At 71.1% G+C, this 13675-nt stretch carries 13 protein-coding genes; 9 read left to right on the top strand and 4 right to left on the bottom strand.

What is annotated here, in order from left to right; genetic code table 11:
* The first annotated feature begins 139 nt into the window (after positions 1-139).
* From ACFVV1_RS27245 to ACFVV1_RS27235, 3 genes are all read left to right on the top strand, one after another.
* Positions 140-364, top strand: coding sequence for a DUF3311 domain-containing protein (locus tag ACFVV1_RS27245; RefSeq protein WP_389994149.1), 225 nt, complete (start codon positions 140-142; stop codon positions 362-364).
* A gap of 105 nt (positions 365-469) precedes the next feature.
* Positions 470-2677 (top strand): carbon starvation CstA family protein, encoded by a 2208-nt coding sequence (locus ACFVV1_RS27240; protein ID WP_389994146.1) that lies wholly within the window; start codon positions 470-472, stop codon positions 2675-2677.
* Positions 2674-2883 carry a YbdD/YjiX family protein gene (locus ACFVV1_RS27235; RefSeq protein ID WP_389994143.1) on the top strand — a complete coding sequence of 70 codons (210 nt, stop codon included), beginning with the start codon at positions 2674-2676 and terminating at the stop codon, positions 2881-2883. Before ACFVV1_RS27240 ends, ACFVV1_RS27235 begins: the two co-directional genes overlap by 4 nt.
* Positions 2884-3197: 314 nt before the next feature.
* Here the strand turns inward: ACFVV1_RS27235 and ACFVV1_RS27230 are convergent, their stop codons facing one another.
* Positions 3198-4643: a zf-HC2 domain-containing protein gene (locus tag ACFVV1_RS27230; RefSeq protein WP_389994141.1), complete on the bottom strand. Its 1446-nt coding sequence runs from the start codon at positions 4641-4643 to the stop codon at positions 3198-3200.
* Positions 4631-5251: an RNA polymerase sigma factor gene (locus tag ACFVV1_RS27225; protein WP_389994138.1), complete on the bottom strand. Its 621-nt coding sequence runs from the start codon at positions 5249-5251 to the stop codon at positions 4631-4633. Before ACFVV1_RS27225 ends, ACFVV1_RS27230 begins: the two co-directional genes overlap by 13 nt.
* A 385-nt stretch (positions 5252-5636) precedes the next feature.
* Here ACFVV1_RS27225 and ACFVV1_RS27220 point away from each other — a divergent pair, with 385 nt between their 5' ends.
* Both ACFVV1_RS27220 and ACFVV1_RS27215 read left to right on the top strand, forming a co-directional pair.
* The gene (locus ACFVV1_RS27220; RefSeq protein ID WP_389994136.1) at positions 5637-5987 is read left to right on the top strand and encodes an STAS domain-containing protein; all 351 of its coding nucleotides are present in this window, start codon (positions 5637-5639) and stop codon (positions 5985-5987) included.
* 125 nt (positions 5988-6112) lie between these two features.
* On the top strand, positions 6113-6634 hold the full coding sequence (locus tag ACFVV1_RS27215; protein ID WP_389994134.1) for an EF-hand domain-containing protein: 522 nt from the start codon (positions 6113-6115) through the stop codon (positions 6632-6634).
* A 225-nt stretch (positions 6635-6859) separates the two neighbouring features.
* On the opposite strand, the gene ACFVV1_RS27210 is transcribed toward ACFVV1_RS27215, so the two are convergent.
* Both ACFVV1_RS27210 and ACFVV1_RS27205 read right to left on the bottom strand, forming a co-directional pair.
* A complete protein-coding gene (locus ACFVV1_RS27210) occupies positions 6860-7399 on the bottom strand; it encodes a GNAT family N-acetyltransferase (protein ID WP_389994132.1) in 540 nt (179 codons plus the stop codon).
* 117 nt (positions 7400-7516) lie between these two features.
* Positions 7517-9061: a class I adenylate-forming enzyme family protein gene (locus ACFVV1_RS27205; RefSeq protein WP_389994129.1), complete on the bottom strand. Its 1545-nt coding sequence runs from the start codon at positions 9059-9061 to the stop codon at positions 7517-7519.
* A gap of 149 nt (positions 9062-9210) precedes the next feature.
* Here ACFVV1_RS27205 and ACFVV1_RS27200 point away from each other — a divergent pair, with 149 nt between their 5' ends.
* From ACFVV1_RS27200 to ACFVV1_RS27185, 4 genes are all read left to right on the top strand, one after another.
* Positions 9211-10410, top strand: coding sequence for an amidohydrolase family protein (locus ACFVV1_RS27200; protein WP_389994126.1), 1200 nt, complete (start codon positions 9211-9213; stop codon positions 10408-10410).
* Positions 10411-10417: 7 nt separating this feature from the next.
* Positions 10418-11572, top strand: a complete 1155-nt coding sequence (locus tag ACFVV1_RS27195; protein WP_389994124.1) for an acyl-CoA dehydrogenase — start codon at positions 10418-10420, stop codon at positions 11570-11572.
* A 7-nt stretch (positions 11573-11579) separates the two neighbouring features.
* Positions 11580-12590: an acyl-CoA dehydrogenase family protein gene (locus ACFVV1_RS27190; protein ID WP_389994121.1), complete on the top strand. Its 1011-nt coding sequence runs from the start codon at positions 11580-11582 to the stop codon at positions 12588-12590.
* A gap of 517 nt (positions 12591-13107) precedes the next feature.
* Complete coding sequence (locus tag ACFVV1_RS27185) at positions 13108-13608, top strand: ATP-binding protein (protein WP_389994118.1); 501 nt, start codon at positions 13108-13110, stop codon at positions 13606-13608.
* Positions 13609-13675 lie beyond the last annotated feature (67 nt).

Genomic DNA, 13675 nt, shown 5'->3' with positions numbered 1-13675 from the left:
CATTCAATTCAGCCAAGGGATAGCCCCCTGAAACCGGGCCGGACCGCGTGCGGCGTGACGACCTCGCATGTCCGGATCACGCGAGCGCCGGCCGAGAGAGAGGTGCCACCGGATGCGTAGACGCCGGTTGCCGAGCAACATGACAGTCGCTGGAGCGGCCACCTGGATCTGCCTGCCGGCCGTGTTCGTCGGGCCACTCCTGGCGCCCGTGTACATGGCGGGACAGCCGCGTCTCTTCGGCTGGCCGTTCTTCTACTGGTACCAGTTCCTGTGGGTTCCGCTCGGCGCGGTCCTGCTGACCGTTGCCTGCTTCCTCAGCCGGCGCAGGAAGGAGCTGAACCGTCGGCCGAAAAGGCGTGCTTGAAGGCGCGCCGGGCCGGCTCGGGCGCAGGGCCGGGGTGCGAGAGCCGACGGTGAAAACTTCAGGAAACCTCCTGTCAACCGAGGCGCGGGCGAGGGCAACCCCTCCATGAACCTGTTCCGCGAATCCGATCCGCTTCGCGTGTTCTCCGTACAGGAGACCCCAAGAACTGGAGTAACCGTGCCAAGTATCGGCGCCCGCAGCACGAGACCCACTCCGAAAACGATCCTGCTCTGGACTGGCGTTGCCCTGGTCGGCGCAGTCTGTTGGGGCATGGTCGCGCTGGCCCGGGGGGAGGATATCTCGGCCATCTGGCTGGTCGTGGCCGCGCTCGGCTCGTACGCGATCGCCTACCGCTTCTACTCACGCTTCATAGCCCGCCGCGTCCTCGAACTCGACGACCGACGCGCCACGCCTGCCGAGCGGCTGGACGACGGCGTCGACTACCAACCCACTGACCGGCGGGTTCTGTTCGGCCACCACTTCGCCGCCATCGCGGGCGCCGGACCCCTGGTGGGCCCCGTCATGGCGGCTCAGATGGGCTACCTTCCGGGCACCATTTGGATCGTCGTCGGCGTGATCTTCGGCGGGGCGGTCCAGGACATGGTGGTCCTCTTCATCTCCATGCGCCGGGACGGCAAGAGCCTTGGGCAGATGGCGCGCGACGAGATAGGCAGGGTTGGCGGCGCAGCGGCCCTGATCGCCGTCCTCGCCATCATGATCATCCTGTTGGCGGTGCTCGCCCTCGTTGTCGTCAACGCGTTGGCGGACTCGCCCTGGGGTACCTTCTCGGTCGCGATGACGATCCCCATCGCCCTGTTCATGGGGTTCTATCTGCGCTATCTGCGCCCCGGGCGCGTGATGGAGACCAGCGTCATCGGTGTGGTGCTGTTGCTGCTCGCGATCGTCGGCGGCGGATGGGTCGAGAACTCCTCCCTGGCCCAGCACTTCACCTGGGCGCCCACGACCCTGGTCTTCTGCCTGGCCGGATACGGCTTCGTCGCCTCGGTACTGCCGGTGTGGATGCTGCTGGCGCCCCGGGACTACCTCTCCACCTTCATGAAGATCGGTACGATCGTGCTGCTGGCGGTGGGCGTGGTGGTCACCGCCCCGCTGCTCAAGAACGACGCGGTGAGTCCCTTTGCCGCCTCGGGCACCGGACCGGTCTTCGCCGGGGCGCTGTTCCCGTTCCTGTTCATCACCATCGCCTGCGGTGCCCTGTCCGGTTTCCACGCCCTCGTGGCCTCCGGCACCACCCCCAAGCTGATCCAGAAGGAGTCGCAGGTCCGGCTCATCGGCTATGGCGCGATGCTCATGGAGTCCTTCGTCGCCATCATGGCGCTGGTCGCGGCATCCGTGCTCGACCCGGGCATGTACTACGCCATGAACGCCCCGGCCGGTCTGCTCGGCACCACCGTGGACAGCGCATCCCAAGCGGTGGCGAACCTCGGCTTCACCATCAGCCCGGACGCCCTGGCAGCGGCTGCGAAGTCCGTCGAGGAACAGACCCTGATCGCACGCACCGGAGGGGCGCCCACACTCGCCTTCGGCATGGCGGAGATCTTCTCGGGGGTGTTCGGCGGACACGGGATGAAGGCGTTCTGGTACCACTTCGCGATCATGTTCGAGGCGCTGTTCATCCTCACCACGGTGGACGCGGGCACACGGGTCGGCCGCTTCATGCTGCAGGACATGCTCGGCAATGTCTGGAAGCCGATCGGCCGGGTCACCTGGAAGCCGGGCATCTGGATCACCAGCGCCGTCATCGTCGGCCTGTGGGGCTACTTCCTCTACGTCGGCGCCACTGATCCGCTCGGCGGCGTCAATCAGCTCTTCCCGCTCTTCGGCATCGCCAACCAACTGCTCGCCGCGATCGCCCTGACCGTCGCCACGACCCTGCTCATCAAGGCCGGAAAACTACGCTGGGCATGGGTCCCCGGGATCCCACTGGTCTGGGACGTGGCCGTCACTTACACCGCGGGCTGGCAGAAGATCTTCGACAGCAACCCGAAGATCGGATTCTTCGCCCAGCGCGAGCTGTACGCGGACGCCCTCGACGCCGGAAAGATCCTGCCCCCGGCCAAGTCGCTCGACGACATGCACACGGTGGTGCTGAACTCCACCGTCGACGGCGTCATCATGGCCGTCTTCCTCGTACTGGTGACGCTCGTGATCGGCCACGCGGCTGTGACCTGCGTACGTGCCATCCGGTCCCCGGAACCGCTGCCGACGACCGAAGCGCCCTTTGTGGAGTCCGCGATCGACATTCCGTCAGCCCGGTCCGAGGCGCTGGTCGGGGCGCGGGAGCGCGGATGAGGGCTGAGGGACTGCTTGAACCGGCGGCGCGGCTGCTCCGAGGCATCCGGTGGTACCTGCGGGAGATATCGGGCGCGGCGGACTACGACCGCTTCTGCCGCCAGCATGAGCACCATTACCCGGGGGAGACCGTACCGACCCGGCGGGCGTACGAGCGGCTGCGTGCCCGGCACCGTGAGGAGAATCCGCAGAGTCGCTGCTGCTGACCACCGGTGGTTCATGTACCTGGACCAGACATGAACCACCATGCGCCGAAGCTGACGACGAGCCGTGTGACCGACGGGGTGGGGACATCTGCTGGGCGTCCCGCCATCCCGTCGGGCCGGTCGTTCTCGCCGACTCGCCGGAGCTCACGCCAGGCGGCAGAAACCCGGAGGCTCTCGGCACCTCGCCATTCCCGGCCGACTTCCCGGCAACAGCCCGGTGTTCACGCCCCGAGCCGGCCTGGAGGGCGATGCCGGAGCCGGGCCGTTGCCCACCGTTGCTGTTACCGGCGCCGGAGCCGGGCGCATCACGGGTACTACAGCCTGCTCAGGGACGCCGCCGCGAACAGTACGTCGCGGATCGCCTCGCGGTCGCCCTCCTGACCGGCCGCCGCCTCCACCGGAGGCACGTGCCCCGCCACCAGCCGGCAGAACTCGACGCCGTCCAGCGCGACCTGCGCCACCGCGTGCGCGGCCGAGCCGACCGCGGCGGGGGAGTCCAGCGGGATGTACCAGTCGCCGCCGCCCGTGCCCTCGATCTCCAGATGCAGCGAACGGCCCGGTGAACCTGCCGTCACCAGCCGGCGGGCCGGGCCGGCCAGCCCCGACCTGCGGCGCTGGGCGAGGGCGGCCGGGATGAGCCGGGCCGCCAGGTCGACCATCCGGTGGAGATGGGCGGCGGACGGTGCCTCGTACGGATAGTCCACCGCACCCGCGATGTCACCGCCGTGCACCCAGCATTCGAAGGCCCGGTCCAGCAGCGCGTCGTGCATCGGAAGGGCGAAGTCGCCGTACGAGACGGAGAGTTCGGCGACTCCGCGGCCGGCGAAGGACACCGTACGGATGAGGGTGTGACTCTGCCCGCGCCACGGTTCGTGGATCGTGCGGGTGGGCGGCCGACGGGCCGTCGACCAGTACTTCTCGGTGCGCGCGGCGGGCGGGAGCGGCCAGCCGTCGCCCCGGCCCGTGGTGCCGTCGCCGAGCGGTACGTCGAGGCCGAGGGCGGTGGCGATCAGCCCGTCGACGGTCATGAGATGGCCGATGACACCCGCGACCGTCGTCTTGCGGCTGACCTCCGTCTCGCCCTCGAACCATCTCAGCCGCAACGGGGCGTGCCACTCCGAGCTCCCGATGTCACGCAGCAGCGCGTCGAGCCGCGCGGTCTCCGCGTCGTACGGAGCGGCCCAGTCCGGTACCGGGATCTTGGCCGGACGACGGCTCAGACAGGTGTCGATCACCCGGGAACGCAGCGTCGGATCGAGGTCCAGACTGTGGTCGGTCTGGAGCAGGCCGACCGCGTCGCGCAGCCGGAGGGCCTCGTCGGCACAGGCGGCGCACTCGGTCAGATGCGCCTCGACGGCCTCGGTCTCCTCCGTCGAGCAGGCGGCCAGCGCCCAGGCGCCGAGGAGGGCCTTGAGGACGCGGTGGGGGAGCACCAGGGCCGGTGCGGCGGGCGGGTCCGATGGGGCGGGTGAGCCCGGTGGGTCCGGTGGTGCCACGGCAGATTCCGGTTCCGGTGTCGTCGGCCGCGGGGTCGGCCGCGGGTTCTCGGGCCGAGGCCCGGTCGGGGGAACGGGCGGCGGCAGGGGTACGGCGTCGAGGTCGAAGTCGTCCACGGCGGCCCGCGGCCCCGGTATGCGCCGTGCGCCCCGCACTTCGTCCTCGCGTCCGCCGTCGCCACGTTGGGCGTCCTCGCGTCCGCCGTCCTCGGGCCGGCCGTCCTCGCGTCCGTCCGCGTCGTCGTCACCGGTCACAGCGGCCATCCGTATCCGGGCGGCGAGGACCCCTCCAGCGGGCGGGTGTGCGCGGTGGAGAGCAGCTGGAGCCCGAGCCGCAGCCGGCGGCGGGCCTCGTCCTCGGTGACCCCGAGGTCGGCCGCGGTCTGCCGGTAGTCCCGGCGCTGGACGTACGCGAGCTCCAGCGCGGCCCGCAGCGGGGCGGGCATGGACGCGACGATGTAGTCGGCACGGGCGGCGGCGGTGGCCCGGCGCACCCGCTCCTCCAGATCGGCGAGGGAGGCGGCCCCGGAATTCTCATCCGCACCGTCCGCACTGTCCGCACCGTCCGTACCGCCCTGGAGGCTGTCCGCCTCCTCGCGCAGCCGCCGCACGGACTGGCGGTGCGTGAGCCGGGCCACCCAGGACCGCATCGAGCCCTGCTTCGGGTCGTACGCGTCCGGGTTCTCCCACACGTGACCGAAGACCTCGCGGGTCACCACGTCGGCGGCGGTCTCGTCGTCGAGCATCCGGTGGGCCTGGCTGTGCACGAGCGAGGCGAACCGGTCGTAGAGCTCGCCAAGCGCAGCCGCCTCACCGCGTGCCAGCCGCTGCTGCATCGTGCGGTCCCAGCGGGGTGGTGCGTTTCTCGCCATGCGACCCCCCGGCCCTGTTCCCCTCGTCACATCGAATGTAGTCGGCGGCACCGGCCATGTACGTCCCTTTACCGCAAGTACGCCCCTGAAGAGGTCGGAGACGATAGGGAATGCGCCATCCACGGAGGTCGGGAGCGGACCCGAATCGATCATTTCGGTCCGAACCCGACTGTGTCTGTCGGGCGGTCCGGTGTTTCACGGGTCTGCGGCGGGGGCAGCCGCGAGGAGGAACGGAAACTTCCGGATCGTCGGAATCCCCGGAACGAGAGGCACCAGTCGCGTGAGGAAACCTTGCCCTCCTGGAAACCACCCTCCGGCTGCAGCCACCCACGCCCCCCGGCTCACCCAGGAACGTTCCCGGAAGCCACTGAAGGTGGCCGAGACCATGCAGGACGACTGGACGGTGCTGCGCATACGCGGCGAACTGGATCTGGTGTCGTCGCCCGTCGTGCGCCAGTCCGTCCATGAGGCGGTCGCCACCGGCCGCCACGACGTGGTGCTCGACCTCTCCGAGGTCCTGTTCTGTGATTCCAGCGGCGTCGGCGTGCTGATCGCGTCCCGCCGTCTGATGCGCTCCTGCGGGGGCCGGCTGCGGCTGGTCCTCCCGGCCCGCGGCGCGGAAGAGGGCTCCCACGTCAACCGGGTGCTCGCCGCCCTCGGCGTACGCCGGCTCTTCGACGTCTACCCCGACCGGTACGCGGCCGTCGACGACGAGGCCCAACCACTCTCGGCGTGAGCGCGGGTGCGAGCGACGCGCGCGCCTGTGACGTAAGTGACGTAAGGGACGGCGAGGACCACGCTGTCACACCGGCGGTGCGCGTAAGTGACACGTGGCGCCGGTCGGCGTCGTACGCTCCCCGCATGGACAGCGCAGAGTATGAGCGCAAGATCGCCTTCCGCTTCGCCGCCTTCGACCAGGACGGCAACGGATACATCGATCGCGCGGATTTCAGTGCCGCCGCGGCCCGTCTGCTCACCGAATTCGGTACGACGGCCCGCTGCGACAAGGGCCAGGCGCTCTACACCGGGGCCGAAGCCCTCTGGCAGGGCATGGCGGGCATCGCGGACGTCGACGGGGACCAGCGCGTCACCCGTGAGGAGTTCGTGGGCGGAGCCGTGAAACGGCTGCGCGACAACCCCGAGCGCTTCGCGGAGATCGCCCGCCCGTTCCTGCGCGCCGCGCTCGCCGTGGCGGACCGGGACAACGAGGGCGCGGCCTCCGTGCCCGCCGTGGAGCGGGCGCTCCGGGTGCTGGGCGCGCCCCCGGAGACGGCGGCGGTCGCGGCGCGGAGCCTGGACGCGGATCACGAGGGCAAGGTCGCCGAGGACGTGGCGGTGGCGGCGTTCGCCGACTACTTCACGGTGATCGCACCGGACGCGTAGCCGGGGCCGGGACGGCCGGAGCGGGGCCGGTCCCGCCCGGCCGTCGTGGTGCCGCGGTCCGTTCGGTGGTTGTGGTGTCGCGGTCCGTTCGGCCGTCGTGGTGTCGCGGTCCGTTCGGTGGTTGTGGTGTCGCGGTCCGTTCGGCCGTCGTGGTGCCGCGGTCCGTTCGGCGGTCGTCGTGCGGCGGACCGCCCCGGCGGTCGCCGCGTCCCGGTCCGGTTCGGCTCATGCCGTGCGCAGGTGCTTCTCCAGCAGGGTGACGCCGTACGTCCGGCCGCCGTCACCGTCCTTGGCGGGGCGGGTTCCCGTCACCGTGTAGCCCGCGTCCTCGTAGTACCCGCGCAGGCGTGGATTGTCCGCCAGGCAGTCCAGGCGGCAGATGTCCCGGCCGAAGGACGCGATACGCCGTTCGGCCTCGGCCAGCATGACGCGTCCGGTGCCGGCCGGTGCGGCCGTCCGGTCGGTCACCAGCCGGTGGACGTATCCGGCGACCGGCGGCTGCTCCCCCCAGGCCGCCGGATCCTCCCACCACACCTCCCAGGCGCCGACGACCGGCCCGTTCACGCCCGAGGCGGCCAGCCACGTCTCGCAGTCACCGAGGCGGGCCAGGAAGTGCGCCGGCCCGAGCTCGCCCGGCCGCCACTGGTCGATGCCCCGGCCGGCCTGCCAGCGGGCGGCCTCGTCCCGCAGGCGTACGAGCTCGCCCACGTCGCTCTCCACGGCGCGCCGGAAGCGGAGGAGCGGACGGGTCGCCGTGTCGGTCATGACGGGGGATTCTGCCAGGCGCCCCGCGGCGTTCGCGGCCCTGTCCCCGTCTCGTCCCGTCCACCGTCCCGTCCACCGTCCCGTCCCGTCCCGTCCACCGTCCCGTCCCGGCGTGTCTCAGGAGAACTGTTCGCGCAGTCGGTACTTGAGCACCTTCCGCAGTGCCTCGTTGCGCGGCAGCGCCGCCACCACCTCCAGCTGCTCCGGCAGCTTGTGCACGGAGAGCCCCGCCGCGCGCAGGTACCCCGTGATGTCCGGCAGCGTCAGCGGAGCCGCCCCCGCCGGCTGTTCCACGACCGCGCAGACGCGCTCGCCGCGCTCCGGGTCGGGGAGCCCGATCACCGCCGCGTCGCCGACGCCCGGGTGCCGGTGCAGCAGGTCCTCTATCTCCTTGGCGGAGATGTTCTCGCCCTTGCGGATGATGATGTCCTTCAGCCGGCCGGTGAGCACCAGGTGCCCGCTCGCCTCGACATGGCCGACATCGCCGGTGATCAGGAACCCGTCCGCGTCGAAGGCCGCCGCCGTCGCCTCCGGGTCCAGATAGCCCGAGCAGACGGCCTCGCCGCGCAGCCGTACCTCGCCGTCGGTGCCGTAGGGCAGTGGTTTGCCCTCCTCGTCGGTGATCCGTATCTCCATCCCCACCGGCGGGCACCCCTCCGTCCCGGCGAGGTGCTCCACCGTGTCGTCGGGGGCGCCCATCGTGATCATGGGGACCTCGGTCATGCCGTACCCGTGGGTGAGCTGGACGCCCATCTCCCGCACCACCGCGTGGTAGATCTCCGGCGGTTTCGGCGCCCCGCCGCCCGCCAGCAGCCGCAGGGTGGGGATCAGCTTCCGGTCCGGCGCCTTGCGCTGTTCGGTCAGGAACATCGAGTAGAACGCCGTGGACCCGCCCGCGACCGTCACCCCGTGACGCCGGTAGCCCGCCAGCGCGTCCGGCATCGCGAAGTGCTCGAAGAGGACCGCCGGGAAGCCGTACAGCAGCAGCATCACCGTGTAGTCGGGCCCGGCGATATGGGCGAACGGGAACGCCATCGAGCCGATGTCGTCGGCCGACAGGCGCAGCGCGTGGGCCAGGCAGGAGCCGCCCGCGATCAGGCTGCGGTCGGTGTGCAGGACCCCCTTCGGGTCGGAGGTGGTGCCCGAGGTCCAGTAGATCCAGCGCACCGCCGTCCCGTCGGCGGGCGGCGGCGGCAGTACGGACGGGTCGCCGTCCGGCAGTGACTCGTACGCCTCGAAGACCAGCGGCGGGTGCTCCGCCCCGGCGGCCAGCCGGTGCGCCATCGCCGTGTGGTCGAAGCCGCGCCAGGTGCCCGGCACGGCGAAGAAACCGGCCTTCGACTCGCGCAGCGCGAACCCCGACTCGCGGTCCCGGTAGAACGGGATGACCGGCGACTGCACGGCCCCGATCCGGGTCAGCGCGAACGACAGCAGCACCGTCTCGATCCGGGTCGGCAGTTGCCAGGCGACGGCACCGCCGGGGCGCACGCCCATCCCCCACAGCCCGGCCGCGACCCGCTCGCCGCGGGCGCGCAGCTCGCCGAAGGTCAGCGTGCGGTCGTCCTGGATCAGGAACGGGCGGTCCGGTGTCAGGGCGGCCCGGCCCTCGACGAGCTCCCAGAAGGTGCCCGATGCGCCCAGCGCGTGTGTGGTCTCGTTCACGGCGAACCCCTCACAGCTGACGGTTAGTCAGATAGTGCGGAGAGCGTAGAGCGCTGCGCCTTGTCGGTCCAGGGGTGCGGGGCTAACCTGTGCCGAAACTGAATCTGACGAACCATCAGAAACTTTCAGTGTGCGCCGAAGGGGACACCATGACGTCAGCGGAACTGCCTCGGATCGTCAGCGTCGACGACCATGTGATCGAGCCGCCGCACCTCTTCTCGACCTGGCTGCCCGCCAAGTACCGCGAGCGCGGCCCGCAGCCGCTCACCGCGGGCATCGGGGAGCTGGCGTACACGGGGGGCAAGTACGTCATCACCATGGACCCGGACGGGCCGCCCACCGACTGGTGGATCTACGAGGACCTGAAATTCCCGTACAAGCGGAACATCGCCGCCGTCGGCTTCGACCGCGACGACATGACGCTGGAGGGGATCACCCGGGCCGAGATGCGGCCCGGCTGCTGGGACCCGGCCGAGCGGCTCAAGGACATGGACCTCAACCACGTCGAGGCGAGCCTCTGCTTCCCCACCTTCCCGCGCTTCTGCGGCCAGACCTTCGCGGAGGCGCACGACAAGGACGTCGCACTCGCCTGCGTCCGCGCCTACAACGACTGGATGGTGGAGGAGTGGTGCGGCGACAGCGGCGGCCGGCTCATTCCGCTCTGCATCATCCCGCTCTGGGACATCGGCCTGGCGGTCGCGGAGATCCAGCGGAACGCGGCGCGCGGCGTGCACGCGGTGACCTTCTCCGAGATCCCCACGCACCTCGGCCTGCCGTCGATCCACACCGGCTACTGGGACCCGTTCTTCGCGGCCTGCCAGGAGACCGGCACGGTCGTCAACATGCACATCGGGTCCAGCTCGCAGATGCCCGCCGCCTCACCGGACGCCCCGCCCGCCGTGCAGGCCAGCCTCTCCTTCAACAACGCCATGGCCTCGATGATGGACTTCCTGTTCAGCGGTGTCCTGGTGAAGTTCCCCCGGCTGAAACTCGCCTACAGCGAGGGCCAGATGGGCTGGATCCCGTACGCCCTGGAGCGCGCCGACGACGTCTGGGAGGAGCACCGGGCCTGGGGCGGGGTGCGCGACCTGATCCCCGAGCCGCCGTCCACGTACTACTACCGGCAGATGTTCTGCTGCTTCTTCCGCGACAAGCACGGGGTCGCCTCGCTCGACGTCGTCGGACGGGACAACGCCACCTTCGAGACCGACTACCCGCACGTCGACTCGACCTTCCCGCACACCAAGGAGGTCGCCCTCGACCACGTCAAGGGACTGGACGACGAGACCGTCTACAAACTGATGCGCGGAAACGCGATCCGGATGCTCGATCTGGACCTCGACAAGTAGGCGCGCGGTGGATCTCGCGTACACGGAGGAGGAAGAGGCGTTCCGGGCGCGGCTGCGCGAGTGGCTGGCCGCCGTGCTTCCCGCACTGCCCGCGAAGCCCCGACCCGACGACTGGCCGGGCCGCCGCGCGTACGACACCGCCTGGCAGCGGATGCTGTACGACGCGGGCTACGCGGGCCTGCACTGGCCCGTCGACGCGGGCGGGCAGGGCGCCACCCCGACCCAGCATCTGATCTTCCTGGAGGAGACGGAGAAGGCCGGCGCCCCGTACGTCGGCGCGAACTTCGTCGGGCTGCTGCATGCCGGGCCGACGATCGCGGCCGAGGGCACCGCCGCACAGCGCGCGCGCTGGCTGCCGCCGGTGCTGCGCGGCGACGAGATCTGGTGCCAGGGGTTCAGCGAGCCCGACGCCGGTTCGGACCTCGCCTCGCTGCGGACCCGGGCGGTGCGCGACGGCGACGACTACGTGGTGAGCGGGCAGAAGATCTGGACCTCGCACGCGGAGGTATCCGACTGGTGCGAACTCCTGGTGCGCACGGACCCGGCGGCACCCAAGCACCGTGGGATCAGCTGGCTCGCGATGGAGATGGACGCACCCGGCGTCACCGTCCGCCCGCTGCGCACCCTCGCCGGGTCCACCGAATTCGCCGAGATGTTCCTCGACGAGGTGCGGATACCGGTCTCCCACCGCGTCGGCGCGGAGAACGACGGCTGGCGGGTCACCATGGTCACCCTCTCCTTCGAGCGAGGCACGGCCTTCGTCGGCGAGGTCGTCGCCTGCCGCCGCACGCTGGCCGCCCTGGCCGGCCAGGCGCGGGCGAACGGCCGCTGGGACGACCCGGTCCTGCGCCGCCGGCTGGGCAGGCTGAACGCCGAATTCCGGGCGCTGTGGCGGCTCACCCAGTGGAACGTCAGCGAGGCGCAGCGCAGTGGGGGAGTGCCGGGGACGGGCGGCTCGGTGTTCAAACTGCGCTACTCGCAGGCCCGCCAGGAGCTGTACGAGGCGGCCGCCGAGGTGCTCGGCGCGGACAGCGCCGATCTGGACCGGGAATGGGTCCTGGACCGGCTCTCCTCGCTCTCGTACACCATCGCCGCGGGCACCTCGCAGATCCAGCGGAACATCGTGGCCGAGCGGATCCTCGGCCTGCCGAAGGGGCGGTGAGCGGACAGTGGACTTCCAGCTCTCGGACGACCAGCGGGCCCTGAAGACGGGGATACGGGAACTTCTCGCCGGACGCTTCGGCAGGGACCGGATGCGGGCGGCGCTCGACGGCGGTACCGGCATCGACCGGGCCCTGTGGCGGGAGCTCGGCGGGGCCGGGTTCTTCGCGCTGCGGCTGCCGGAGGCGGAGGGCGGTGTCGGGCTCGGCCTGCCCGAGTCGGTCCTCCTCTTCGAGGAGGTGGGGCGGTCGCTGCTGCCGGGACCGCTGATCGCCACCCACCTCGCCGCCGGTGCGGTGAAGGGGGCGGCGGAGGGCGAGGCGGTGATCGCCGTGCTGGACGCGGGGCAGCCGGTGGGTCACCTGGGCGACGCGGACGGGCTGCTCGTGCTCGGGGCGGGGGAGGAAGACGCCCCGGGCCCGGCCGACGGGATCCTGCGGGATGTCGTACGGATACGGGAGGCCGCCGAGCCCGTACGGTCGCTCGACCCGTTCACGCCCCTGTGGCGGGTCGCGGGCCGCGTCGGCCCCGTCGAGCGGCTGCCCGGCGGGGCGCACCTGCCCGGCGGGGCGCACCTGCCCGGCGGGGCGCACCTGCCCGGCGGGGCGCTGCGCGCCGAGGGTGCCCTGCTCGGCGCCGCCGAACAGCTCGGCAGCGCCGCCCGTACGACCGAGATGGCCGTCCAACACGCCGGTGAACGTGAACAGTTCGGTTCGCCGATCGGATCCTTCCAGGCGGTCAAACACCTGTGCGCCGGGATGCTGGTCCGCGCCGAACTGGCCCGCGGCGCCGTCTACGCGGCGGCCGTGACCGCGGACTGGGCCGAGATCGCGGGCGCCAAACTGCTCGCCGACGACGCGGCGGTCCGCAACGCGCGCGACTGCCTCCAGGTGCACGGCGGGATGGGCTTCACCTGGGAGGCAGACGTCCATCTGCACCTCAAGCGGGCCTGGCTGCGCTCGGGCCAGTGGCTGACGGCGGCGGCGGCCGAGGAGGCACTTGCGGCCGACCTGTGCTGATCCCGGGCGGGTTCCGTGCAGGATTCGTCCGCACGGCGGCGGACGGCTGCGCGGGGCCCGAGAGTGACAAGCAGGCCGCTGAGCCTCACACAGCGGAGTTACGCAGTGCAGTCGGCCGACTCCGGAGCCGGGTTGTGTCCTTTGCGTAATTCGTCACGGGGTGGAGTCGGCGCCGGGCTCGGGTACGCTCCGTTGGATGCGACAGGATCTGGAACCGGGCAATCCGGGTGTTGCCCGTGCGGCGACTCCGGTCCGGAAGAGATGCCCTGATCGCCTTCCACGCAGAAGCGCCGAGCCTGCCCGGAGGGCGACTCCCACGGCCTCGATGCGCCTCTGTTCGACTTCCCGCAGCGCGCGTCGCACAGTATGCACCACGCGTACTCCTTCGCGCTGGAATATGCCCGAAGCGCTTGTTGCGGTGACTGTACGTCAACCATGCTGTCTCGTAAGGGAATCACGTTCCGTGACCCTGAGGAGGCGCGAGGCGATGTGTCCGCCGGTTCGGATGGTGTGAGCGGTGCAGGTGCTTCAGGTTCAGCTGGAGGTCGGGCCGGATCCCGCGGAGGTCGGGCGGGCCCGCAGATGGGCGCGGTCGAGACTGGTCGGGTCCGGGATCAGAGACGACGAGCCGCTGGCCGAGACGCTCATCCTGCTGATCTCGGAGCTGGTCACCAATGCGGTGGTCCACACCGGATGCCCGGCCGTGCTGCACATGCTGTTCGGCTCGACGGGCACGGCGGGGGCGGCCGGGACCGTACGGGTCGAGGTGGCCGACGCCAGCTGCCGCCCGCCGCAGCAGCGCCACGCGGAGGGCGAGGACACCGGCGGCCGGGGCCTGGAGCTCGTCGACGGCCTCGCCGACCGCTGGGGCTGGCAGCCGGAGGGCGCGGGCAAGCGCATCTGGTGCGAGGTCGACCGGGACGCTCCGCTGATCCAGGTCGTGCAGGGCGTTCATGGCGCGGGCGATGCGGACCTCGGGGCGCGCAAGGCTTCGCATGTTGTGACGAATCCCGCATAAAGGTTAAAGCAGTCGGTCCGGGTTGCGGCCGGCGCGGGTCTGAGCGGTCCGGCCGGTCCGAGCGTCC

The sequence above is a fragment of the Streptomyces sp. NPDC058092 genome, assembly GCF_042884935.1.
Taxonomy (GTDB): Bacteria; Actinomycetota; Actinomycetes; order Streptomycetales; family Streptomycetaceae; genus Streptomyces.
This window is presented reverse-complemented; position numbering and strand designations above follow the sequence as displayed.

What these genes read in the sequence shown, in the direction of transcription:
- ACFVV1_RS27245 (WP_389994149.1), top strand. Translation starts at nt 140, where the DNA reads ATGACAGTCGCTGGAGCGGCCACCTGGATCTGCCTGCCGGCCGTGTTC.
- ACFVV1_RS27240 (WP_389994146.1), top strand. Translation starts at nt 470, where the DNA reads ATGAACCTGTTCCGCGAATCCGATCCGCTTCGCGTGTTCTCCGTACAG.
- ACFVV1_RS27235 (WP_389994143.1), top strand. Translation starts at nt 2,674, where the DNA reads ATGAGGGCTGAGGGACTGCTTGAACCGGCGGCGCGGCTGCTCCGAGGC.
- ACFVV1_RS27230 (WP_389994141.1), bottom strand. Translation starts at nt 4,643, where the DNA reads ATGGCCGCTGTGACCGGTGACGACGACGCGGACGGACGCGAGGACGGC.
- ACFVV1_RS27225 (WP_389994138.1), bottom strand. Translation starts at nt 5,251, where the DNA reads ATGGCGAGAAACGCACCACCCCGCTGGGACCGCACGATGCAGCAGCGG.
- ACFVV1_RS27220 (WP_389994136.1), top strand. Translation starts at nt 5,637, where the DNA reads ATGCAGGACGACTGGACGGTGCTGCGCATACGCGGCGAACTGGATCTG.
- ACFVV1_RS27215 (WP_389994134.1), top strand. Translation starts at nt 6,113, where the DNA reads ATGGACAGCGCAGAGTATGAGCGCAAGATCGCCTTCCGCTTCGCCGCC.
- ACFVV1_RS27210 (WP_389994132.1), bottom strand. Translation starts at nt 7,399, where the DNA reads ATGACCGACACGGCGACCCGTCCGCTCCTCCGCTTCCGGCGCGCCGTG.
- ACFVV1_RS27200 (WP_389994126.1), top strand. Translation starts at nt 9,211, where the DNA reads ATGACGTCAGCGGAACTGCCTCGGATCGTCAGCGTCGACGACCATGTG.